The sequence below is a fragment of the Mycobacterium sp. Root265 genome, from assembly GCF_001428895.1.
Lineage (GTDB): Bacteria > Actinomycetota > Actinomycetes > Mycobacteriales > Mycobacteriaceae > Mycobacterium.
Map to the genome: position 1 here is coordinate 369,779 of NZ_LMJA01000022.1, position 23,552 is coordinate 393,330.

At 66.5% G+C, this 23,552-nt stretch carries 20 protein-coding genes; 9 read left to right on the forward strand and 11 right to left on the reverse strand.

Going from position 1 to position 23,552, the window contains the following annotated elements; translation table 11 throughout:
• Positions 1-9: 9 nt before the first annotated feature.
• Positions 10-1,215 (reverse strand): dihydrolipoamide acetyltransferase family protein, encoded by a 1,206-nt coding sequence (locus ASE48_RS18350; protein WP_057168516.1) that lies wholly within the window; start codon positions 1,213-1,215, stop codon positions 10-12.
• Positions 1,215-3,401: an alpha-ketoacid dehydrogenase subunit alpha/beta gene (locus ASE48_RS18355; protein ID WP_057168518.1), complete on the reverse strand. Its 2,187-nt coding sequence runs from the start codon at positions 3,399-3,401 to the stop codon at positions 1,215-1,217. The genes ASE48_RS18350 and ASE48_RS18355 overlap by 1 nt, the downstream gene beginning before the upstream one ends.
• A gap of 157 nt (positions 3,402-3,558) precedes the next feature.
• Between ASE48_RS18355 and ASE48_RS18360 the strand changes: the two genes are divergently transcribed.
• Genes ASE48_RS18360 through ASE48_RS18375 form a run of 4 tightly spaced genes read left to right on the forward strand, consistent with a single transcriptional unit; the run spans position 3,559 to position 6,738 of the window.
• Positions 3,559-4,083, forward strand: a complete 525-nt coding sequence (locus ASE48_RS18360) for a VOC family protein (protein WP_057168520.1) — start codon at positions 3,559-3,561, stop codon at positions 4,081-4,083.
• A gap of 1 nt (position 4,084) precedes the next feature.
• The gene (locus ASE48_RS18365) at positions 4,085-4,747 is read left to right on the forward strand and encodes a GntR family transcriptional regulator (protein ID WP_057168522.1); all 663 of its coding nucleotides are present in this window, start codon (positions 4,085-4,087) and stop codon (positions 4,745-4,747) included.
• A 24-nt stretch (positions 4,748-4,771) separates the two neighbouring features.
• Positions 4,772-6,148 (forward strand): NADP-dependent succinic semialdehyde dehydrogenase, encoded by a 1,377-nt coding sequence (locus ASE48_RS18370; protein WP_057168523.1) that lies wholly within the window; start codon positions 4,772-4,774, stop codon positions 6,146-6,148.
• A gap of 2 nt (positions 6,149-6,150) precedes the next feature.
• Positions 6,151-6,738, forward strand: coding sequence for a carboxymuconolactone decarboxylase family protein (locus tag ASE48_RS18375; protein ID WP_057168525.1), 588 nt, complete (start codon positions 6,151-6,153; stop codon positions 6,736-6,738).
• Here the strand turns inward: ASE48_RS18375 and ASE48_RS18380 are convergent.
• Genes ASE48_RS18380 through ASE48_RS18405 form a run of 6 tightly spaced genes read right to left on the reverse strand, consistent with a single transcriptional unit; the run spans position 6,735 to position 13,693 of the window.
• Complete coding sequence (locus tag ASE48_RS18380) at positions 6,735-7,976, reverse strand: M24 family metallopeptidase (protein WP_057168527.1); 1,242 nt, start codon at positions 7,974-7,976, stop codon at positions 6,735-6,737. The two genes, ASE48_RS18375 and ASE48_RS18380, sit on opposite strands and share 4 nt — an antisense overlap.
• Positions 7,973-8,917 (reverse strand): NAD(P)-dependent oxidoreductase, encoded by a 945-nt coding sequence (locus ASE48_RS18385; RefSeq protein ID WP_057168529.1) that lies wholly within the window; start codon positions 8,915-8,917, stop codon positions 7,973-7,975. The genes ASE48_RS18380 and ASE48_RS18385 overlap by 4 nt, the downstream gene beginning before the upstream one ends.
• Positions 8,918-8,937: 20 nt before the next feature.
• A complete protein-coding gene (locus ASE48_RS18390; RefSeq protein ID WP_057168530.1) occupies positions 8,938-9,696 on the reverse strand; it encodes an ABC transporter ATP-binding protein in 759 nt (252 codons plus the stop codon).
• Positions 9,693-11,573 (reverse strand): branched-chain amino acid ABC transporter ATP-binding protein/permease, encoded by a 1,881-nt coding sequence (locus tag ASE48_RS18395; RefSeq protein WP_082614270.1) that lies wholly within the window; start codon positions 11,571-11,573, stop codon positions 9,693-9,695. Before ASE48_RS18395 ends, ASE48_RS18390 begins: the two co-directional genes overlap by 4 nt.
• Entirely contained in the window at positions 11,570-12,451 is an 882-nt protein-coding gene (locus ASE48_RS18400) for a branched-chain amino acid ABC transporter permease (protein WP_057168532.1), read from the reverse strand. Before ASE48_RS18400 ends, ASE48_RS18395 begins: the two co-directional genes overlap by 4 nt.
• A 30-nt stretch (positions 12,452-12,481) precedes the next feature.
• Entirely contained in the window at positions 12,482-13,693 is a 1,212-nt protein-coding gene (locus ASE48_RS18405; RefSeq protein WP_057168533.1) for an amino acid ABC transporter substrate-binding protein, read from the reverse strand.
• Between the two features lie 266 nt (positions 13,694-13,959).
• Between ASE48_RS18405 and ASE48_RS18410 the strand changes: the two genes are divergently transcribed.
• Entirely contained in the window at positions 13,960-15,468 is a 1,509-nt protein-coding gene (locus ASE48_RS18410; protein ID WP_057168535.1) for an aldehyde dehydrogenase family protein, read from the forward strand.
• A complete protein-coding gene (locus ASE48_RS18415; RefSeq protein WP_057168537.1) occupies positions 15,465-16,592 on the forward strand; it encodes an MFS transporter in 1,128 nt (375 codons plus the stop codon). The genes ASE48_RS18410 and ASE48_RS18415 overlap by 4 nt, the downstream gene beginning before the upstream one ends.
• Before the next feature lie 5 nt (positions 16,593-16,597).
• On the opposite strand, the gene ASE48_RS18420 is transcribed toward ASE48_RS18415, so the two are convergent.
• The 3 genes from ASE48_RS18420 to ASE48_RS18430 all read right to left on the reverse strand — a co-directional run bounded on the left by ASE48_RS18420 (position 16,598) and on the right by ASE48_RS18430 (position 19,701).
• The gene (locus tag ASE48_RS18420) at positions 16,598-17,500 is read right to left on the reverse strand and encodes a hypothetical protein (protein ID WP_057168539.1); all 903 of its coding nucleotides are present in this window, start codon (positions 17,498-17,500) and stop codon (positions 16,598-16,600) included.
• Between the two features lie 62 nt (positions 17,501-17,562).
• Entirely contained in the window at positions 17,563-18,582 is a 1,020-nt protein-coding gene (locus ASE48_RS18425) for a LacI family DNA-binding transcriptional regulator (RefSeq protein WP_082614271.1), read from the reverse strand.
• 111 nt (positions 18,583-18,693) lie between these two features.
• Positions 18,694-19,701 (reverse strand): helix-turn-helix transcriptional regulator, encoded by a 1,008-nt coding sequence (locus ASE48_RS18430; protein ID WP_057168542.1) that lies wholly within the window; start codon positions 19,699-19,701, stop codon positions 18,694-18,696.
• Positions 19,702-19,887: 186 nt separating this feature from the next.
• On the opposite strand from ASE48_RS18430, the gene urtA reads away from it, so the two are divergent.
• Genes urtA through ureC form a run of 3 tightly spaced genes read left to right on the forward strand, consistent with a single transcriptional unit; the run spans position 19,888 to position 23,549 of the window.
• Positions 19,888-21,126 (forward strand): urea ABC transporter substrate-binding protein, encoded by a 1,239-nt coding sequence (urtA, locus tag ASE48_RS18435; protein ID WP_057168544.1) that lies wholly within the window; start codon positions 19,888-19,890, stop codon positions 21,124-21,126.
• A gap of 4 nt (positions 21,127-21,130) precedes the next feature.
• Entirely contained in the window at positions 21,131-21,832 is a 702-nt protein-coding gene (locus ASE48_RS18440; RefSeq protein WP_057168545.1) for an urease subunit beta, read from the forward strand.
• Position 21,833: 1 nt separating this feature from the next.
• Positions 21,834-23,549, forward strand: a complete 1,716-nt coding sequence (gene ureC, locus ASE48_RS18445) for an urease subunit alpha (protein WP_057168547.1) — start codon at positions 21,834-21,836, stop codon at positions 23,547-23,549.
• Positions 23,550-23,552 lie beyond the last annotated feature (3 nt).

Genomic DNA, 23,552 nt, shown 5'->3' on the forward strand with positions numbered 1-23,552 from the left:
TCACATTTCTCAGATCAGGATGGTCAGCGGATTCTCCATCCTGCGGGTGAAGGCCGCCATCCACTGCGCGGCCACTGCGCCGTCGATGGCCCGGTGATCGGCCGACAGGGTCACGGACATGACCGTGCCGACGGCCAACTCACCGTCGATGACCACGGGCCGCTGGGAAGCGCCGCCGACGGCGAGGATGCCCGAGTGCGGCGGGTTGAGAATGGCCGAGAATGCGTCGACGCCGTACATACCGAGATTCGACACCGAGAAACTGCCGCCTTCGAGTTCCTGCTGCTTGATCCTGCCCGCACGGGCACGAGCGGCCAGGTCGGCCACCTGGGCCGCGACCGAGGAGATCGGTAGCCGGTCCACGCCACGCAGAACCGGGGTGAGCAGTCCACCGTCGACGGCGACGGCCACCGCGATGTCCGCGCCGTCGAACCGGCGGATCGAATCGCCGTGCCAGATCGAATTCGCCTCGGGCACTTCGACAAGGGCTGCCGCCACCGCCTTGAGGACGAAGTCATTCACCGACACCTTGGCGGGGGCGGCTGCATTGACGTTCCTGCGCAGTTCCAGCAGGGCGTCGACCCGGCAGTCGGCACTGACATAGAAGTGCGGCACCGTGGTCTTGCTCTCGGTGAGCCGCCGCGCGATCGCCTTGCGCATGCCGGTCAGCGGAATGTCGATGTAGCCGGTCTGCCCCTGATCAGCCGCCGTCACGGCCGGAGCCGGAACCGGGACGGGTTCGGGGGCGGGCAACCGGTCCAGATCACGGCGGACGATGCGGCCCGACGGCCCGGTGCCTGTCACCGTCGTCAGGTCGATCCCCTTCTCACGGGCGATCTTTCGAACCAGTGGAGTGGCAAAGAGGCGGTGGCCGTTTGCCTGTGGCGCCGACTCGGCGATTTCGGCGATCTTCTCGATCACCGGCGCCGCCGACTCCGGGTCCCGTGCGCTGGTGTCGACCGCGTCGGCCGTCTCGCCCGGCGCCGTCACCACGGCGATGGGTTCACCTACCGCGATGGTTGCGCCCTGCTCGGCCACCAGCTGGGCGATGATGCCCTCGACTTCGGCCGCGTACTCGACGACCGCCTTTTCCGTTTCGATTTCGGCGATCGGGTCGCCGATGGCGATCTCCTGACCGACCGATACCAGCCAGGTCTGAATGATGGCCTCGCCGGAGTTGGCGAGCACCTCGGGCATCCGTACCACGGTGGCCATCAGGACCGTCCCATCGCGACGCGCATCTTCTCCAGGCCGACCACGATCTCCTCGGTGCCGGCGATGGCCGCCCGCTCCAGTACCCGAGAGATGCTGGGCGAGGCTTCCTCCCCCGACACCCGTTCGATGGGCTGATCGAGCCAGTCGAAGAGCCGCCGTTGGATCTCGTCGGCGAGCCACCCGCCGTAGGAGCTGCCCCGTGCCCCCTGTTCGACGATCAGCACCGCATTCGTTTTCTTCACACTCGCTTCGATGGTGCGCCAGTCGATCGACGCCCGGTCCAGCCAGCGCAGGTCGATCAACTCGGCGTCGATGCCGGTCTGTTCGATGGCCTCGGCGCAGCGCGCCACCATCGACAGGTAGCTGATGACAGTGACTTCGTTGCCGGTGCGGCGAATGGCGGCGGTTCCTGGCGCGATGATGTAGTCGAGCTCGCCGTCGGGAATCCTGTCAGCGGTGCCGTACAGGTCGACGTGCTCGATGACCAGAACTGGATCTTGCAGCGCCAGAGCCGCATTCATCAGACCCACATAGTCGGCGGCCGTCGACGGCGCGACGATCCGCCACCCAGGGCTGGTGGCGAAGATCCCGGCGGGGTCCATCAGGTGCTGAGAGCCGTAGCCCGAGCCCATGGCCACCTTGGTCCGCAGCACCAGCGGCACCGCGTTGTCGCCGCCGAACATGTGGCGCGCCTTGCCGATCTGATTGAACACCTGATCAGCTGCCACCCACATGAAGTCCGGATACATGAACTCCACCACCGGCCGGAAGCGGCCGTCGAGTGCGAGGCCGCCGGCCAGGCCGGTGAAGGCGTTCTCGCTGATGGGCGTGCCCACCAGGCGTTGCCCGCCGTACTTGGCCAGGCCCTTGGTGGCGCCGTTGGTGCCGCCGTTGAGGCGGTGGACGTCCTCACCGAAGATCACGATGCGCTCGTCGGTGGCCATCCGCCGGTCCATCACGCCGGCGACGGCTTCGATGAACTTCACTTCGCGCCATGGCCCTTGGTGCGCCGTGGGTTCCAGCACCTCGAGTGCGGTCAGCTCGCCGGCGTCGCCACGAACGCCGACGTTGACGAAGCTCGGGTCGGGCCACAGTTCGGGCCGGATGCGCCGCTTGCCCGGCGACTCCGGATCGGTCTCCAGCAGCTCGGCCACTGCGGCGGTCATCGCCTGCTGGGCCTGCCTGCGCAGTTCGGTCACGCCGGCCTGATCGATAAGCCCCCGCCTGACCATCTGGGTGGCCATCTTGTCCAGCGGGTCACGCGCTCGCCACTGCGACTCTTCGTCCTTGTTGCGGTACCCGAACGCACTACCGGGGTACGAGCCGTTCTGGTGGAAGAAGCGGTACACCTCGACCTCGATGACAGCAGGTCCCTCGCCCCCGCGCATCCGTTCGGCCGCCTGCATCGTCGCCAGGTGGACCGCGAGTGGATCCATTCCGTCGACCCGCCAGCCCGGGATGCCGAACCCCTGACCCCGGACCGACAGCCGTGGATCCGCGGTGATCTCGTCGACCCGCGTCGAGACGGCGTACAGGTTGTTCTCGATGAAGAAGCAGAACGGGAGCTTCCAGGCTGCGGCCAGGTTCATCGACTCCAGTACCGAACCGATCTGGCTGGATCCGTCTCCGAAGTAGCTGATCGTCAGATCGGTGGTGCCGCTGTGCTTTTGCGCCCAGGCGTTCCCGGCGCCCATCGGTACGCCGCCGCCGACGATGGCATTGGTGCCCAGCGCTCCGGCCTCGAACCATTGCAGGTGCATGGATCCACCACGCCCTCGGCAGTAGCCCTGCGCCAGCCCGAGGATCTCGGCCAGGGTGCGTTGCAGCACCCGCTGAACCTTCGGGGTGACGGCGGCTGCGGGATCGATGACCCCACCGGACACATGGGTGAGCGCCTTGGCCAGGAACTGGTGATGACCGCGATGGGAACCGTTGACCGCGTCGGTGGACCGCAGCCCGACGATGGATCCGACCGCCCCGCCCTCCTGCCCGATGCTGGAGTGGGCGGGCCCGTGTACCAAGCCTTCCCCTGCCAATTCGAGGACGGTTTCCTCGAAGGCCCGGATGAGGTGCAGTTGGCCCAGCATGGTGCCGAGCAGTACCGGGTCGGCGGCGTCGTAGTCCGCGTCGGTGGTGCCGAGTTCGATCCACGGAGAGCCCGTCTCCAGGCGGGTTTCGGTTGGCATTGCCCTCAATCTCCATCGGCCGGACGTCCGGGTGGCGGTGTGTGATGCACATCCCACGGTAGCCCAATTGGATCCACTTTGGCCATATCTACTCCAAAATCGTGAACTTGGGCGCTACTATTGCCAACTATTGGATCCATTTGGGAAGGTTCATTGCATGCCGCTGCCCGGCCTGGTCGGTACTGACCACATCGGATTCACCGTGCCCGACCTGGACGAGGCGCACGACTTCTTCGTCCGCGTACTCGGGTGCGCACACGTCTACACGCTGGGCCCCTATGCCCATGGCGACGACTGGATGGCCGAGCACCTCAACGTCCATCCCCGTACGGTCATGCGCGAGTTGCGGTTCTACCGGTGCGGCACCGGCGCCAACTTCGAGGTGTTCCAGTACGAGGCCGCCGACGGCCAAGCGGCGCAACCCCGCAACAGCGATATCGGCGGGCACCACCTGGCCTTCTACGTCGACGATATCGACGCCGCTGTCGCGTACCTTCGTGCCGAGGGGATCCGCGTGCAGGGCGCCCCGACCGCCAGCAGAAACGCCAGCGAGGGGCAGCGCTGGGTGTACTTTTTGAGCCCGTGGGGCATGCAATTCGAACTGGTCAGTTTCCCGAGCGGCAAAGCCTACGAGGCCAATGCACCGGTGTTGCTGTGGAATCCGAATCACCCGGCGAGCTGACATGACTCAACCTCCGCCGGTGCGCGACGGGATCACCGGGGCCCGAGTCGCCGACGAACTGCGCGAAGCGATCCTGACCGGCGGCTACCCGCCGGGCACCCGGCTGCGACAGGAGGCGCTGGCCGAACGGTACGGCGCCAGCCGGGTGCCGGTTCGGGAAGCGCTGCGCATCCTGGAAGCCGACGGCCTGGTGACGACGGTGGCCAACGCCGGCGCGTGGATCGCCTCACTCAGCCTCGACGAATGCGTGGAGCTCTACCAGGTCCGCGAGCGCATCGAGCCGCTGCTGCTGCGGTACAGCCTGCCGCACCTCGATGACCCGAGCGTCGAGCGGTTGGCCGAACTCGCCGAGCAGATGCGCCGCACCAGCGACGTCGAGCAGTTCCTGGCACTGGACCGCGAGTTCCACCTGGGCAGCTATGCCGGTGCCGGAACCTCTTTCCTGGGGCCCACCGTGGAGCGGCTGTGGAACACCACTCAGCACTACCGTCGCGCGTTCACCCGGCTGCTCGACGATGACAGCCACCGCATCGTGCACGACGAACATCACATGCTGGTCGCGGCGATCCGCGATCAGGACTCCGAGGAGGCCGAACGTGTACTGCTCGGCCATATCCGGCGTACTCGGCGCCAACTCGCGCGCCACCCAGAAGTTTTCGACTGAGCCGTCCCCCGAGAGAAGGAATTCATGGCAATCGCAACGATCAATCCGGCGACCGGTGAGACGGTCGAGACCTTCGAGGCACATTCCGCGGACGAGGTGCAGCGACGAATCGCGCAAGCCTTCGACGCGAGTCAGAAGCTGCGCAGCACCAGCTATGCGCAGCGCGCCCGCTGGATGCACGCGACCGCGGACCTGCTGGAGGCCGACGTCGACAAGGCCGCGGAGATGATCACCGTCGAGATGGGCAAACCCATCGCCCAGTCGCGGGCCGAGGTGCTCAAGTGCGCCAAGAACATCCGCTACTACGCCGACAACGCCGAGTCCTTCCTGGCCGCAGAGGAACTGGCCGATCCGTCGTCGGTGGCGGCGTCGGCCGCGGGCACGGTGTGGCAGCCGCTGGGCGTGGTGCTGGCGGTGATGCCGTGGAATTACCCACTGTGGCAGGTGATCCGCTTCGCCGCCCCGGCACTGATGGCGGGCAACACCGGGCTGCTCAAACACGCATCGAACGTCCCGCGGTCTGCGCTCTATCTCGACGACCTCTTCGAGCGGGGTGGTTTTCCGGCCGGCTCGTTCCGCACCCTGCTGATCGGCGCGGGTGACGTCGCGGCCGTGATCGAGGACAGCCGGGTCACCGCCGTCACGCTCACCGGCTCCGAACCCGCTGGGCGTTCGGTGGCTGGTATCGCCGGGCAGCAGATCAAGAAGGCTGTCCTCGAACTCGGCGGCTCCGACCCGTTCGTCGTGATGCCCAGCGCCGACATCGAAGCAGCGGCCACCACCGCAGTGAAGGCCCGCATCTCCAACAACGGTCAATCCTGCATCGCGGGAAAGCGTTTCATCGTCCACGCGGACGTCTACGACGAGTTCGCCCGACTGTTCGTCGCCAAGATGAATGCGCTCAAGGTCGGTGACCCGCTCGACGAGTCCACCGATGTCGGCCCGCTGGCCACCGAGTCAGGCCGTGTCGACGTCGCCGAAATCGTGGACGATGCGGTTCTGAAAGGCGCCGAGGTGCTCGCCGGTGGCAGCGCACCCGAGCGGGCGGGTTGGTACTACAACCCGACCGTATTGGCCGGGCTGACCGACGATATGCGGATTGTGTTGGAGGAGACATTCGGACCGGTCGCGTCGGTGTACAAGGTGGCCGATCGCGAAGAGGCCGTCAGGATCGCCAACCAGACCACCTTTGGGCTGAGTTCGGCGGTGTGGAGCAACGACCCGGAGGAACAGGATTGGTTCGTCGCCAACCTCGATGCCGGTGCGGTGTTCCTCAACGGCATGACGGTGTCCTACCCCGAGCTGCCGTTCGGCGGCATCAAGGACTCCGGCTACGGCCGCGAACTCGCCGCGGCCGGCATCCGCGAGTTCTGCAACCTCAAGACGGTCTGGAAGGCGTAAAGATGGCACGTATCAGCTATGTCCGGCCGGAGAGCGTCACCGAGCCCGATCTGGTCGACATCCTGGCGCAGTCCCGCACCTTCGGCACGCCCCGGCTGGAAAGTCAGGCCATCCGCGCACATGTGCCCGCTGTGCTGCGCACCTTCACCGCGTCGTGGCAGCAGACGTTCCGCGACGGTGTGCTCGACCATTCGATCAAGGAACTCGCGCGCGTGTTCATCGCCAAGAGTCTGGACTGCGGCTACTGCGCGGGGCAGCGGTCACACCTGGGCGCCGAGGCGGGCCTGACCGAGCGGGAGTTCGACGAGGTGATCGAGTTCCGTGATTCGACCGTGCTCGGTGACCGGGAGAAATCGGCGCTGATGTGGGCCGAGGCCATCGCGTGGGATCCCAACCTGGCCGACGACGCGCTGTGGGCGGAACTGCACGCCCACTTCACCGAACCCGAACTGGTCGAACTCGGCTATTTCATTGCGCTGACCATGGGCCAGCAGAAGTTCCTCAAGACCCTGGACCTGCGCCACGGGGACCTCGGGGTCGAGAGCCTCGCCGGACTGTCCCCCGAGGTCGCCGAGCGGCTGCGGGGCTAGTACTCGTTGGCCACGAACAGCTCCTGGGCCGGGAACTTGGTGAGGATCACCGGACCGTCGTCGGTGACCACCACTTCCTCCTCGATCCGGGCCGCCGACGTCCCGTCCGAAGCCGGGCAGTACGTTTCCATCGCGAACACCATGCCGGCCTGCAACTCGACCGGATTCTCCAGCGAGTTCAGCCGCGAGATGATAGGCCGCTCGTGCAATCCCAACCCCAGACCGTGGGCGAACTGCAGACCGAAGGCCGCCATCTCGTTCTCGAATCCGAAGTCCTCGGCCTTGGGCAGCAGCCGGGCGATGTGATCCGACCCCACACCGGGGCGGATCGCTTCGATCGAGCGGTCCATCCACTCCCGCGCGGTCTTGTAGGCATCCCGTTGACTCTGGGTCGCCGAACCGACGCCGAAGGTACGGTAGTAACAGGTCCGATACCCGTTGTAGGAGTGGATGATATCGAAGAACGCCTGATCTCCCGGACGGATGATCCGATCGGTGAAGTTGTGCGGATGCGGATTACACCGCTCTCCGGAGATCGCGTTGACGGCCTCCACCTGGTCGGATCCGAGCTCGTAGAGCCGCTTGTTGGCCAGCGCGACGATCTCGTTCTCGCGCACACCGGGTTTGAGCACGTCGACGATGTCCTGGTACACACCGTCGACCATGGCCGCGGCCTGATTGAGCAGCATGATCTCGTCGGAGGACTTGATCACCCGGGCATCGAGCATGCTCTGCTGCGCGTCCACCACGGTCAGACCCTGGCGCTGCATCTCGAACAGGAAAGGTGGCTCGACGATGTCCATGCCCACCGGGGCGTCGGCGACCCCGGCTTCGACCAGGATGGACTTGATCTCGGTGACCGCGTCGCGCATCAGACCCGCGTCCGGGGCCACCGCTCCGCGGAAGCCGAGGAACCCGGCCCGCCAGTTCTCCTGCGGCAGCCACGGGCTGTAGAGCTTGTGGTGGCGCACCGCCGAACCGAAGTCCCACAGGATCGGATCCCGGTCGCGGGTCAACAAACAGTAGCGAATCATCTTGTCGCCCAACGCTCCGCCGATCCACGTCTGCGTGGTGTAACGGATGTTGTAGAAATCGAACAGCAGGAAGGCGCCACAGCCACTGGCTTCCAGCGCCGCCTTCGCCCTCGAGATCCGGTAGTCCCGGAGTCGGGCGAAGTCGACGCGCTCCTCGTAGTCGACGCCCATGTGGCCGGGCGCCCCGAGTTGCCGCGTGCTCACGTGTGCACCGGCGGGGTCAGGCCGTCGTCGACGGCGACGTTCTCGGCCGCAAGCTCGAGGCCCGCGCCGCGGGCCACCTCGAGCAGCAGTGTCGCGAAGTCCTCCTCGACACCCACACCGGCGCCGGCGGCCTGAGCCACGATCTGCCGGGTGGCCGACGCGATGGGCATGGGCGACTTGAGCTGGTAGGCGGCTTCGAGTCCGAGGTCGAAGTCCTTCTGCAGCAGCCCCATGGTGAACGTCGGCGTGAAGTCGAGGTTGACGAAGGCCGGCGATTTGTACTGTGTGAAAGTCGATCCCATCACCGAGTCGTTGAGGAATGCCAAGAAGTCGGCGCGGCTCACACCGCCCTTCTCGACCAGTACGGTGATTTCGGCCAGGCACTGGGTCACCACGCCGAGCATCAGGTTGTGGGCGATCTTGACCAACCGCGCCACCTCCCCTTCGCCCACGTAGGTGACGCTGCGGCCGAACACCTGCAGCACCGGTTCCACGGTCTCGAAGACCTCACGCGGGCCCGACACCGCGACGGTGAGTTTGCCCGCCGCAATGACTTTCGGGTTTCCACTGACCGGAGTGGCCAGGAAATCGCACCCACGGGAGTTGGCCGCTTCCCGGATCTTGGCGCTGGCCTCGGCGGAGACCGTCGACGAGTCGGCGATGACCCGCGGCGAGGCGCTACCGGTCAGCAGACCACCTTCCCCCAGCATCACCTGCTCGAGGTCGGCCGACGTGGACACCATCGCGAACACCAGGTCCCGGTCGGCCAGGTCCACCGGCTTGGTGACGACCTTGGCGCCCTTCTCGACCAGTGCGGCGGCCTTGGCGGCGGTGCGGTTGTACACGGTGACGTCATAGCCCGCGTCCAACAGTCGGGTGACGAGCTGGGCACCCATCCGGCCTGCGCCGATCCAGCCGATCTTCAGATTCGAGGTAGACATGTTCAGGTTCCTATTCTTTGTCAGGCTGTCGGTTGTGTTGCCGGGATGTCGGATGTGCTGGGTGCATGCACCGCACCACCGAAGTAGAGGTCGGCGATCTCAGGGTTTTCCAGGACCGATCGCGCGGGGCCGGTGAGGAGCACCCGGCCGCTTTCCATCACAATGCCGGTCGATGCCATCCGAAGTCCGAAACGGACGTTCTGTTCCACCATCAGGATGGCCTTGCCCTGCGACCGCATGATCGCGACGGCCTCGTCGATCACCGTAAGCGACTTGGGATCCAGTCCGAGCGACGGTTCGTCGAGCAGCACCAGTTTCGGGTCCAGCATCAGCGAACGCGCGAATTCGACCATCCGGCGCTGGCCACCGGAGAGGTTGCCGCAGCGGATCCCCGTCTTGTCTTTCACCAGCGGGAACATGCCGAGCACCTCGTCGTAGCGCTGCTTGACCAGGGCCCGTTGCCGGCGGATGACGTAGGCGCCCATCAGGATGTTCTCTTTGACGGTCAGCGTCGGAAACAACCCGTTGCTCTGCGGCACCTGCGTGACGCCGCACCCGAGCACCTCATCTGGGGCGAGACCGGTGATGTCTTTGCCGTCCAGCAGAATCCGGCCCGCACTGGGCTTAAGGATGCCACTGACGGCGCGCAGCACCGTGGATTTTCCTGCGCCGTTGGGACCGACGATGCAGCCGAGTTCGCCCGGGCCCACCTCGAGATCGACACCTTGCAGGACATTGCCGCCGCCGTAGCCGGCAACCACCCCTTCCAGTTTGATCATGCTGGGTTTCCTTCCCGGATTCTTTGAGCAACAGGTGCTTTCGAGCCCTTCGATGGCGCTTCGAGCAGGTAGTCGTCGCCGAGGTAGGCGTCGAGCACCAGCGGGTCCTTCTGGATCTGCTCCGGGCTGCCCTGCGCGATCACCGCTCCGCGGGCGAGCACCCGGATCGGATCGCACAGGCCGACCACGAACGGCATGTTGTGCTCGACCAGCAGGAAGGTCTTTCCGCCCGCGTTGAGTTCGCGGATCAGATCGCCCATCCGCTCGATCAGCGTTGGGTTGATGCCGCCTGCGGGTTCGTCGAGCAGGATCAACTTCGGATCGAGCATCAGGACCTGGGCGAGTTCGACGAGCTTCTGCTGGCCATAGGACAGTGCCCCGGCTTGCGCATCGCGGTAGGCGGCCATCCCGACGAACTCCAGGAGTTCCTCGGCCCGAGCAGCCTCGGTGCCGCTGACCGCGCCGAGCCCCAGCTGGGACACCGAGAAGTCCCGTAGCGGTGCGACGACGTTCTCCAGCACCGTCATCTCGCGGAACAGGCGGGTGATCTGGAACGTCCTGCCCAGTCCCCGGTGTGCCCGCGACCACGGTGAGAGCGCCTCCATGTGCTCTCCACCCAACAGGATCTCGCCCTTGTCCGGGGCCATGGTGCCCGAGATCAGATTGAACACCGTCGTCTTTCCCGACCCGTTGGGTCCGATCAGTGCGGTGATGGATCCTTCGGGAACGGTGAAGCTGCAATCGTTGACGGCGTGGTTGCCACCGAAACTCTTGAACAGCCCGCGCACCTCCAGGATCGTCTTGCCGGTCGGCTCGGGTCTGCGCAGCTCGGTGCGGACCAGTGGGCGGTCGAGAGGATTGAGACGTGCACCGGAAAGTCCCACTGTACCTTTGGTTCTGGCCTTCTCGATCAGTGCGGCCGCCGTCGGCAGGATCCCCTTCGGCAGCAGGATCACCAGCAGCACCAGCAGACCGCCGAAGAGCACCAGTCGCGCGTTGCCACCACCGAACGCCTGGTTGGCGTAGATGTTGACCGGCTGAATGATGAAGGCGCCCAGGACCGGACCCCACAACGTGCCACGGCCGCCCAGAATCACCGCCAGCACGATCAGCGCGCTGGTGATGATCGAGAACATGCCGATCGGGTCGACGAAGGACAGGTAGTACCCGTACACCGAGCCTGCCATCCCGACGAACAGCGCGGACAGACCGAAGGCCAGCAGCTTGTAGACGGGTGCGTTCACACCGATGGTGCCGGCCTTGCCCTCGTCCTCACGGATGGCGATCAGGCCCATACCGAACTTTGTGCGCCGGATCCACCACGTCATCGACACGGAGGCGGCCAGCAGCGCGACCAGGATCAGATGGAAGGGCCAGTTACCCCACGCCTCTGGCCAATCCGGCAGCGGCAGCGTCAGACCCGAACTGCCGTTGGTGACCGAAACCCATTCGATGGCGACGAACTGGATGAGGAACAGGAACGCCACGGTGATGATGACGAACGCCGGGCCGCGGGACCGGTAGGTGACGAGTCCGAGAAGCATCGCGATGAGCGCGGCGATCACGCCGGCCACCGGCACCCACACCAGGGGTTCGATATCGGGGAACCGGTTGGCCATGATGGCGCCGACATACGCGCCGATGCCGATGAACGCGCCCTGACTCAGGGACAGGTATCCGGTGAATCCGGTGATGATGTTCAGCCCGCTGGCCCCGATTGCCAACACCAACGACAGGATCACTATGTTCTGTGCGGACATGCTGGGCGACAAGGGAAACAGCAGGATCACGAGGGCCGCGACGGTGAGCACACCGCGGCTCACCCTCGTGTGCAGTCTGGGATCGAGCAGCCGTGAACCGGTATCGGAGGTACTCATGCGACCGCGTCCTCTCGGAGCCGGGTGCCCATCAGGCCCTGTGGCCGGGTGATCAGCACGACGATGATGACGAGGAAGGGCACCGCGACGGGCCAGGCCGCTCCGATGTAGGCGGTGGCCGCCATCTCACCGATGCCGATCACCAGCGCGCCGAGCACCGCGCCCGGCAGGCTGCCGAGGCCACCGAGGACGACGATCGCGAGCAGTCGGGCGATCCACTGGTAGTGGGTGCCGGGCAGGAATGGATAGATGGTGGACAGCATCGCGCCGCCGGCGCCGAGGGTGGCCACGCCGATGGCGAAGGTGAGTGCGGCGATGGTCGCGACGCTCACCCCCACCAGCAGCGCGCCACTCTCGTTGGAGGACGCCGCGCGAATCGCCCGGCCCGCCCAGGTATGATTGAGCAGGAGGTAGAGCCCGCCCATCACCGCGGCCGCGATGACCGCGGCGATGAGCATGGCCTGCGGAATATAGATCGACCCGAGCGTCAGCGACGCGTCGGTGTAGGACACCACCACCGTGGTCGAGGTGTTGCCCCAGATGAAGCCCATGATGCCCTCGAGCATCAGCGCGATTCCGAAGGTGGCCAGCACCGTCATCGTCACGTGGGCACCGCGGACGTGCCGGATGACCAGCACGTACACCAGCCAGCCGAACCCGAACATCACCACCATGACGATGGGGATGGACAGCAGCGGGTCAAGGCCGAGGCTGCGCCACAGCGTGAAGGTGAGGAACGCCGCGAGGACCGCAAACGCGCCGTGGGCCAGATTGATCACCCGCATGACCCCGAAGATCAGTGTCAGTCCGGATGCCATCAGCGCGTACAGCGCGCCGACGAGCACTCCGAGGATGAGCGTTTGCACAAGGGATGTCATGAGAGAGGCTCCTAGTCAGGTGTGCCGGAATCAGATATCCCCGCCGCGCCAGCGGAAGATCTGATCTGAGGTCGCCACCTCGGTGGGAAGGACGACTTGGGAGACACCGGCCTGCCACTGGCCGACCAGGAAGTCGCCCTTGGGGCTGCCGTCCTCGTTCCAGCTGAGGGTGCCCAACAGGGTGTCGACACTGTTGCTGCGCAACCAGTCTGCGAGGGCTGCCTGGTCGTCGATGGAGCCGACTGCGGTGACCGCTGCGGCGAGCACCTGCCCGGCGGCGAACCCGTCAGCGGCGTCCTCGGGCGGGCTCTGGCCGAACTTCTCCTCGAAGCGCTCGACGAACTCGGCGTTGTCGGTGGTGTCGGACAGCGGGCTGTAGCTCGAGGAGAAGAACACACCTTCGGCGTTGTCGGCACCGACGGCGTCGAGGTACTGCTGGCCGTAGGTGGGTGAGCTGCTCTGGTACAGAATTTCCGGCTGGTAGTTGGCACGGTTCATCGACCGGATCATGTTGACCCCGTCCTCGAATTGCGCGCCCTGCACCACGATTTCGGCGCCGGCATCACGCATGGCGTTGACCACCGAGTCGAAATTCTTGGTGGTGGCAGGGTATTTGTCCTTGTAGACGGTCCGGATGCCTGCTGCGGACAGGATCTTCTCGGCGCCGTCGACCACCGGGCCGGCGAAGGGGTCGTCCAGCGTCGGGTAGGCGGCGGTCGTCGGGCGCTGCTCCGGTGGCAGCGCGGCGACCCAGTTGGCGAATACCTTGGCTTGGTCGGTGGCGATGGCCTGCTGGGAGAAGAAGATGTAGGAGAAACCGCGGCTGAACATGTCCGGCGAACCGCAGGACGGGCAGACGAAGAGCTTCTTGTTCTTCTCCGCGATGGCCGAGGCCGGGATGTTCAGCAGCGACGACTGACTGCCCAGCAACAGGTCTACCCTGTCCTGCGAGATCAGGTTGTTGTAGTTGCTGACCGCTGTTTCCTGCTGGGTGGCATCGTCTTTGACGATGATCCCGACCTGCTTGCCGAGCAGTCCGCCCTTGTCGTTGGTCATCTCGACCCAGGTCTCATAGCCCCGCTGGGTGTCCAGGCCACCCTGGCTGAACTCGCCGGTCAGCGGCAGCGAGGCGCCGATCCGGAGGGTATCGCCGGCACCGCCCCCGTCCGCAGAACACGCCGACACAGTCAACGCGATCGCCGCAGTCGCGGCGATCGCGCCAAATACTTTGGTAAAGCGCATGTCCAACCTCTCTGTCAGACCGATTGCCCCGATGGCGGTGGCCGAGTGTTGCCCACATCACTTGCAATCGATTGCAGTGAATCGTCACACAGTGACGATGTGTAGTCAACAGCTTCCAGGGAGTCTGTTACCGCAACCGCATACTCCCAACGGCACATACGCCACGACAGCCCGGCGATCTGCCACAAGCGCTTCCCCGGAGGTGCGGCCAGGTCTATAGTCGACCGCAATCGATTGCAGCATCCCTGACTCGCGATGGAGCGTCCATGACCCAGGCCGACACCAGGACCACCCGGCCCGCGCCGCTGCGGCGCTCTGAATGGGGCGCCTTCATCGACGGCGGCTTCGTCCCGGTCGGCGACCTGCCGACATTCGAGGTGGTCGAGCCGTCGACTGCCACGGCCCTCGCCACCGTCGTCTGCGCGGATGACGCCCTGGTCGACCGCGCGGTGCGGTCGGCCCGCGCGGCGCTGCCCGCCTGGCGCGACCTGTCGGGCCGGCAGCGCGGCGCCTACCTCAAGCAGGTCGCCGAGCGCATCCGCGCGCACGCCGACGAACTGGGCGAGTTGGTGTCCCGGGAGAACGGCAAGCCGAAACGGGATGCGCTGGCCAACGACGTGGCCTTCAGCTCCAACTGTTTCGAGTTCTTCGCCGGCCTCGGCGACAGCCTGCCCGGTGAGATCATCGACCAGGGCCCGATCGAGACCCGGGTGGTCTACGAACCTTACGGTGTCGTCGCCTGCATCCTGCCGTTCAACTGGCCGCCCATCCATTTCGCCAAGAAGGGCGCACCCGCGCTGATCACGGGCAACACCGTGGTCATCAAGCCGGGCGAGCAAGCCCCGCTGACGGTGCTGCGGCTCGTCGAGATCGCCAACGAGGTCCTGCCCCCGGGTGTGCTGAACGCCGTGCCCGGATTGACCGCCGGGGCCGCGCTGGCCGGCCACCCCGGCGTCGAGCGCATCAGCTTTACCGGTGCCACCGCCACCGGCAGGCGCGTGCTGGAGACGGCCGCACAAAATCTGACCTATGCGACCATGGAACTCGGTGGCAAGAACGCCCTGATGGTCTTTCCCGACGCCGACCTCGAGCTGGCGGTCACGGTGTCGATCGAGGCGATGTTCTACAACCAGGGCGAGGCCTGCACATCGACGGCACGGATCCTCGTGCAAGACGCCGTGTATGACACCTTCCTGGAGAAGTTCACCGCCGCGGCAACAGCGCTCGTGGTGGGTGACGGTTTGGACGCGCACACCGATATCGGTCCGATGGTCGATGCCAGACACCGCGACCGGGTACTGGATTACCTTCAGACCGCCCTCGACGAGGGCGCCCGCATCGTCGGGCAGGGTGCGGTGCCCACCGAGGCGCCCTATGCCGACGGTTACTGGGTGCCCCCGACGGTGCTCGCCGACGTGGCCCCCGATTCGACTGCCGGACAGGAGGAGATCTTCGGCCCGATCGCGCTGCTGATGCGATATCACACCCTGGACGAGGCGGTCGAGATCGCCAACGGCACGGCCTACGGCCTCACCGCCGCCATGATCACCCGCGACGAGGCGGCGGCCTGGCACATTGCGCAACGCCTGGAGGCCGGCATGGTGTTCGTGAACAACTACATGCGCCGTTCCTTCCTCGGGTCGCCGTTCGGCGGCCAGAAGGGCAGCGGGTTCGGCCGGGAGAACGCTCCGGAGACGCTGCACGAGTTCGTCCGGTCGAAGGCCGTCCGGTTTCGGTCCGGTCGTGGAGAGGTGCCGGTGTGGCCGCCTAGATGATCCTGATCATCGGCGCCTTCGTCTCCCTGATCGACCGTTCGGTGATGCCGCCACTCGTCCCCGTCATCGCGGCGGACTTCGGTACCCCGATCGAGGCGATCGGCCACTCGCTGACGGTCTACGCGGTGGTCTACGCGGCGTCCCAACTGATCTGGAGCACGCTGGCCGCGCGCTACGGCCGGATCCGCATCCTGGTCATCTCGACCATGCTCGGCGGATTGGCCAATCTGGCAACGGCATTCACCCAGGACGCAGCGTCCTACAACATCGCCCGCGCCGTATCGGCGGCCGCGTTCGCGGCGACCATCACCACGGTGTTGATCTACTACGGTGAGACCCTGACGGTCAGACAGCGTGCGGTCGCCACCGCCAACCTCGCCGCCGCTATCGCGATCGGCCTGTCCGCGGGCACGGTGGGGGCCGGCGTCATCGCCCAATGGCTGGGCTGGCGCTGGGTTTACGTGGTGATCTCCGCGATGTCACTGGTTCTGGCGCTGGGCTTCACACGACTCAAGGGGTCGGCGAACGACGTGCCGGAGCGTCTGGTCCCCTCGCTGCGCCGACTGGCGGGCAATGGGTGGGCCCTGGCGATCTTGGCGTTCACGGTCGCCGAAGGTGCATTGTTGGTCGGGGTGTTCAATTACCTGGCGGTGGCGCTGCAGACGACAGGCGCCTCGGTGCTGGTGGCCGGGGTGGCGACCGCCATGTTCGGCGCCGCGGTCGTGATCGTCAGCCAGTCGATGAAGCTCATCCTGGACCGCTGGCCCAGCTGGGTGTTGATGCTGTTGGCCGGGTTGAGCACGGTGACCGCGTATGTGGCGGTGGCGCTTCAGATCTCGCTGGGCACCGTGTCTGCCGCCGCGATCCTGCTCGGAGTGGCCTGGGCCTGCGGGCACACCACGATGCAGACCTGGATGACCGACGCTGCGGCCGACAGTCGTGCCATCGGGATGTCGTTCTTCTCGATCGCATTGTTCGTTGGCGCATCCGCCGGCGCCGCGGCAGGCAACATCGCGACGGGCGCCGACCGCTTCGGGACACTGTTCGCACTCGCCGCGGTCGCGTCGGTGGTCTACGCAGGCGTCACCACTGCGGCCCGCGGGCGCTATGTCGTCCGAGAGTGACTCATTCAGCCCGCCAGCACGCCCGGACGTACCACCTCACCGAACCGCGCGGCGAGACCGTCGAGCTCCGGCATCGGCAGGAACTGCCTGCGCAACCCGACCAGGGTGCCCAGCGCAGCCACCTCGACCGCGCCATTGCCGATCAGTCCCCTCAGCGGATCCTTCAGCACACCAACATGTTCGGCGGCCAGCTCCGGACCGAGATCGAGCAACCTGGCGGCGGACTCACCGGCCGGACCGTCCAGCGCCCCGGAACGGATGGATCGTGCCGTCTCACCCAGTACCTCGACCAGCCGGTCGACCGCGCCCGCGCCGGCGCCGTCACGCAGCCGGGCCACGACGGTACCCAGGTAGGGACCCAACCGCGTCACCTCGGCGAGCAGCAGACAGCCGTGCGCGCGCGCCGTCAGCTCGTTACCGGCGTTGAGCACCGTCAGATCGCAGCCGCCGCCGTGTAAGGCGTTGGCCCGCTTGGGTGTGGAACCCAGCGCGAGGACCTCCAGGTTGTCCCGCGAGATCCCCAGCTCGGCGAGCAGCGCGTAGGCGACGAAGGCGAATCCCGAGTTCGCGACATCGACGCCCAGGCGTCCGCCGGCGACCTCACTGAGTCCTGTCACGCCCGGCCGCGCCGCCAGACACAGCCGCAGCCCGCGGTCGATGCCGGCGACGATCTCGACGTCGAGCAGCTCCCCCAGCGGGTTTCTCGGCAAGAACCGGTAGGCGAGAACGTTGTCGGGACTGGTGAATACGGCGTCGAACTCGCCCGCGCGCAGGGAGGCGAACTGGGCGGGCGAGGAGGGCACCGGCACATCGCGCACCTGGAGTCCGGCGTCGGAGAGCCGACCGGTTTTGCGGGCGACGTCGAGCAGCACCGACGGGCTGAACACTCCGAGCGTGATCTGATCCATGACTCTGCAATCGATTGTAGGAATGCTCCACCGGAGCTTAGCGCGACCCGGCCGCACACCGGTCAGTTCTTCGCCGGCCCCGTGGAACCCCGCGCCACCAGCGATACCGGCAGCGTCAGGGTCGCCGCCTCCTGCTCGCCCGCCTCGATTCCACGTAGCAACAGGCGGGCGGCCTCGGCGCCGATCTCGCGCAGCGGCATCCGCACCGTGGTCAGGGGCGGCCAGAAGTCGCCGGCGAACGGCATGTCGTTGAACCCGACCACCGAAACGTCCTCCGGGCAGTGCAGGCCCTCGGCACGCAGCCGGCGGATCAGGCCCAGCGCCACCAGATCATTGCCCGCGACCAGAGCCGTGGGATTGATCGTGTTGTGGGCCAGAAGTTGGTCAGCGGCAGCCACCCCGGCCTCGATGGTCAGTGCCGATGCGTAGATCGTCTGATGTTGCACACCGGCCCTGGTGGCCGCGGCCTCGAACGCCTCGGCCCGTGAACGCGTCGTGGAGAAATTCGTCGGCCCCGCGGCGTGGATGATCCGGCGGTGCCCCAGTTCGACCAGATGCTCCAGAGCCAACTCGATACCGCGGGCATTGTCACCGGTCACCAGGGGGAAGTCGCCGAGTCCGGCATCGCGGTTGACCAGCACCACCGGCACGGCCGCGGCCGCTGCCTCCTCGACCACAGATTGGTCATCGAGCCGGCCGGTGGCCAGCAGGAAACCGTCGACCCGGCGTTGCAGCAGCGACTCGAAGACCGAGATCTCGACGTCATCGTGGGAATCGGTGTTGGCGATGAGCACGGTGTAGCCCTGCGCCTGCAGCACATGCTCGATCCCCCGGATGATCGGCGGGAAGATCGGATTCATCAGATCCGGGATGATCACACCGATGGTCATCGACCTGCTGGTCCGCAGGCTGCGAGCCATGGCGTTGGGGACGTATCCCAGTTGTCGGGCAGCCCGTTTGACCCGCTTGAGTGTCTCGGCGTTGACCTGATCGCGCGTGCGGGCGTTGAGCGCCCTCGACACCGTGGCCTTGTGCACCTCCGCGAGGCGCGCCACATCGTCGATGGTCACTCGTCGCGGCATACCCGGCGTTCCCCCACCCCTGCTCACAGCCCCGGCTGTCGGGCTCAGAGGTCAGATTACCGCGCCACATCCACCGTTCCCGGCAGGCGGTGCAATCGATCGCATCCGGGGCTAAGCGCTGCGGGCGGCCGATTCATTCCCGGCCAGCAACCGGCCCGACACCAAACCCCACGAGACCGCCTGCGACACACAGGACGCCCGGTTTCCGGCACCGAGCTTGGCCATCGCGCTTTCCAGGTGGTGACCTGCGGTGCGGACACTGATGAACAGCCGCGCGGCGATCTGGTTGTTCGTCAGACCCTGGGTCGCCAGGGTCAGCGCGTCCAGTTCGCGCGGGGTGATCGCGAACGGCAACGGGTCGGCGGTGATCAGTATCACCGCGTCCAGGCTGTCCTGGTGGTAGCGCGGAGCGGTGGCGATGTGGCGGACGTGCAGCCAGCCGGTGCCATCGTTCCAGCGGGTGGTCTCGGGGCGGAAGCCCAGCCCGGGGGTGTGCGCCGCCAGCGCCATATCGGCCACCAGGTCGCGGTCGATCGGCCGGTCGAAGGTGTCACCGAGGCTCAGCAGATGGGCACGGCCGGCGGCATCCACCGCCCATGCCTGGGCCTGGGGTGCCAGCAGTTCGGCCACCATCCGGGGCCGCACCGAGAAGTCCAGATGCTCGGCCATCTGTGCGCGCAGCGAATTGATCTCGCCCACATCGTTATCGCTGGGGTAACGGGCGTCGTCACAGTTGACGTGGATGGTGCCGGCGTAGGTGCCGTCGGCGGTGATCAGTCGCGCGGACAGGCCCTCGTCGAAGCCGGCGGGCGCGAAAACACCCTGTACCGAATAGGTGTCGCGGTACTCGGGGAAGTCCCGCCAGCGCAGCGCGCCGAGACCACGGGCCCGCATGGTCTCGAAGAGCGGATCGTGATCGATGAACCAGGTGTTCAGGTGATCCATCACCGCGTCGGGATATCCGTGGTTGGCCACCGCGACATGGCAGCGCCGGATGGGATCCCACAGGCTGATCGCCGACGCCGAGGACGCCGCTTTGGCGCCGAGCGCGTCCAGCATCTCGTGCGCCCGGGTCTCGATACTGGACGTGCTGCCCAGCACCTCGCCGTATGCTCCCATCGGTCATCCTTCGCGTGGTTCTGCCCCTCGAAAGCATCATGTGCAGGCCATGTTTCGAGGATGTTTCCGGGCTGCGGCGGACACGAAACGGTGGCGGCACAAATGGGAGATTCCTCCCATAGCCCCCGGCCACCTGGCATTCCTACGCTGGGCGCCAACGATCCCTGACCTCGAAGGCGGCTCCTCATGAAACGACTGCGCGTCGGCGTGGCACTGCTCGCGGCGACCACCATGCTCACCGCCGGATGCGGCAGCCGGGCCGGTGACACCGACACCGCGGCCGCACAGGACTGCGTGGACACCTCGGGCCCCAGCGTGAAGGTCGGGGCGGTCAACTCGCTGTCCGGCGGTCTCGCGGTCAGCGAATCAGTGATCCACGACGCCATCGTGATGGCCGTCGAGCAGATCAACGCCGAGGGCGGGGTCATGGGCAAGCAACTCGACCTGCTCTCCGAGGATGGCGCCTCAGAGCCGACCACGTTCGCCGAGAAGGCGCAGAAGCTCGTCAACAGCGACTGTGTCGCAGCGGTTTTCGGTGGATACACCTCGGCCAGCCGCAAGGCGATGCTGCCAGTCTTCGAAGGTTCGGACGCGCTGCTGTACTACGGCCAGCAGTACGAGGGCCTGGAATCCTCGCCCAACATCTACTATTCGGGCGCCACCACCAACCAGCAGATCATTCCCTCCCTGGACTATCTCAAGGAGCAGGGCTTGAAGTCGCTGTACCTGGTGGGCAGCGACTACGTGTTCCCGCGCACCTCCAATGCCATCGTCAAGGCCTACGCCGCGGCCAACGGCATCGAGATCAAGGGCGAGGACTACGTGCCGCTGGACAGCACCAACTTCTCCACCATCGTCAACAAGATCCGCTCCGCCGATGCGGACGCCGTGTTCAACGTCGTCGTCGGCGGGTCCCTCACCTCCTTCTTCCGCGAATACAACAGCGCCGGGCTGACTCCCGAGATGATGCCGGTCATGTCCATGTGCGTCGGCGAGGAAGAGGTGAAGAGCATCGGCGCCACCTCCCTCGTGGGGCAGCTGTCCTCGTGGAACTACTACCAGACCCTGGACACCCCCGCGAACGCCGCGTTCGTCGCGGACTTCAAGCAACGCTTCGGTGCCGACCGGGTGACCTCCGATCCGATGGAATCCGCTTACACCGCAGTGAAACTGTGGCAGGCCAGCGTCGAGAAGGCGCAGTCGTTCGCGGTTCCCGACATCCAGGGCGCGGCCGGCGGCGTCAGCGTCGACGCACCGGAGGGCACCGTCACCATCGACGGCGAGAACCATCACGTCACCAAGACCGCACGCATCGGGAAGGTCGCGCCGGACGGCCTGATCCAGCAGGTGTGGGAATCCCCGCAGCCGATCACCCCGGACCCCTACCTCAAGGAATACCCCTGGGCCGAAGGCATCACGGGCTGACACCATGCATCTGACCCCCAAGGACGAAGACCGGCTACTGCTCTTCCTGGCCGCGGAACTGGCCCGCAAGCACCGCGCCGCCGGGCTGGCACTCAGCTACGCCGAGGCCCGTGCGCTGATCGCCGACGAGGTCGTGGAGGCCGCCCGCGCCGGTGCGAACGTCGCCGACGCGGCGGCGCACGGGGCGCGGGTGCTCACCGATGACGATGTGCTGCCCGGTGTGCGCACCCTGCTGGGTTCGGTTCAGGTGGAGGCGTTCTTCGCCGACGGCCAGAAACTGGTCACCGTGCACGACGCCATCGGACCCGGGAACCGCAGCGCCGAGGAACTGGCCGTCATCCCCGGGGAGGTGTTTCCGGCCGAGGGCGATCTGGAACTCAACGACGGGCGGCCGACCGCCACGGTCACGGTGGAGAACACCGGCGACCGCCCCATCCAGGTCGGGTCGCACTTCCATTTCTTCGAGACCAACCGGGCACTGCGGTTCGACCGGCGATCGGCCTTCGGCATGCGCCTGGACATTCCGTCCGGCACCGCGGTGCGCTTCGAACCGGGTGAAGCACAGGATGTTTCGCTGACCAGCTACGGCGGCGAACGGTTGGTGATCGGCCAGAACGATGTCACCAACGCACCCACCGACACGACCCCGAGCGAGGAGCTCATGACCGACATGCGCGCCCTAGGCTTCCTGGACACGGGCTCCTGAGATGGCCTATCGCATCAGCCGGGCCCGCTACGCCGAGCTGTACGGACCGACCACCGGCGACCGGGTGCGCCTGGCCGACACCGAACTGCTGGCCAAGGTCGAGGCCGACGCGACGGTCTACGGTGACGAGGCCGTCTTCGGCGGCGGCAAGACCATGCGCGAGGGTATGGCGGTGCACGGCGATCTCACCAATGCCGCAGGCGCACTCGACTTCGTGATCACCAACGCGCTGATCATCGACGCGGTGCTCGGCATCCGCAAGGCCGATATCGGGATCCGCGACGGGCGCATCGTCGGGGTCGGCAAGGCCGGCAATCCGCGCACCATGGACGGGGTGGATCCGGAACTGATCATCGGTGCGGGCACCGACATCCGCTCCGGTGAGGGCATGATCGCCACCGCCGGCGCCATCGATGTGCACGTGCATTTCGACAGCGCCGGACTGGTCGAGGAGGCCATCTCCAGCGGGATCACCACCATGATCGGTGGCGGCCTCGGGCCGGTCACCGTCGGCATCACCTCCTCGGGACCGAACAACCTGGCCCGCATGCTCGGTGCCGCCGAGGCCTTCCCGATGAACTTCGGTTTCATCGGGAACGGCAGCGCCTCCAGCACCGCACCGCTGATCGAACAGGGTTTGGCAGGCGCCATCGGGTACAAGATCCACGAGGACTGGGGCGCCACCCCGGCCGCGATCCGGGCCTCCCTGGACGCCGGTGACGAACTCGACCTGCAGGTGCAGATCCACACCGACACCCTCAACGAGTCCGGGTTCTACGAGGACACCATGGCCGCGATCGGCGGCCGGCCCATCCACACCTACCATGCCGAGGGCGCCGGCGGCGGTCATGCACCCGACATCATGCGGGTGGTGGGTGAGCCGTATTGCCTTCCGTCCTCCACTAATCCGACCAACCCGTACACGCTGAACACCTTCGACGAGCACCTGGACATGGTGATGGTGTGCCATCACCTCAACCCGCGAATTCCTGAGGATGTGGCGTTCGCCGAATCGCGGATCCGGCGCGAGACCATCGCCGCCGAAGACGTGCTGCATGATCTGGGCGCCATCTCGGCGATGGGCTCGGATTCCCAGGGCATGGGCCGCATCGGCGAAACCATCGCGCGCACCTGGCAACTGGCGTCCCACATGCGGGCCACCCGCGGGCCGCTGCCCGCCGATGAGGGCACCGGCGCCGACAATGCCCGGATCCTGCGCTATGTCGCCAAGCTGACCATCAACCCGGCCAAGCTCTTCGGCATCGATCACGCGGTCGGTTCGCTGGAACCGGGCAAGCTCGCCGATATCGTGTTGTGGGAGCCCAAGTTCTTCGGCATCCGCCCCGAAGTGGTGTTCAAGGGCGGGTTCCCGGCCTGGTCGGTGATGGGCGAGGCGAACGCCTCCCTGATGACCTGCGAGCCGCTGAAGTACCGGCCGCAGTGGGCCGCCTACGGCCGCACCCCGGCCGATGTGTCGGTCAACTTCGTCGCCGCGGCGGCCATCGAGGCGGGCCTCGGCAACCGGCTGGGACTGAACACTCCGCTGGTGGCGTGCCGGGGGGCCCGCGCGCTCACCAAGGCCGATCTGCTGCACAACGACTACCTGCCCGAGATCAGCATCGAACCGGACACCTACCGGGTCATGGTCGACGGTCAGGTGTGTACCAGCACACCGATGACGACGGTGCCGCTGGGCCGCCGCTACACACTGAAATAGCGA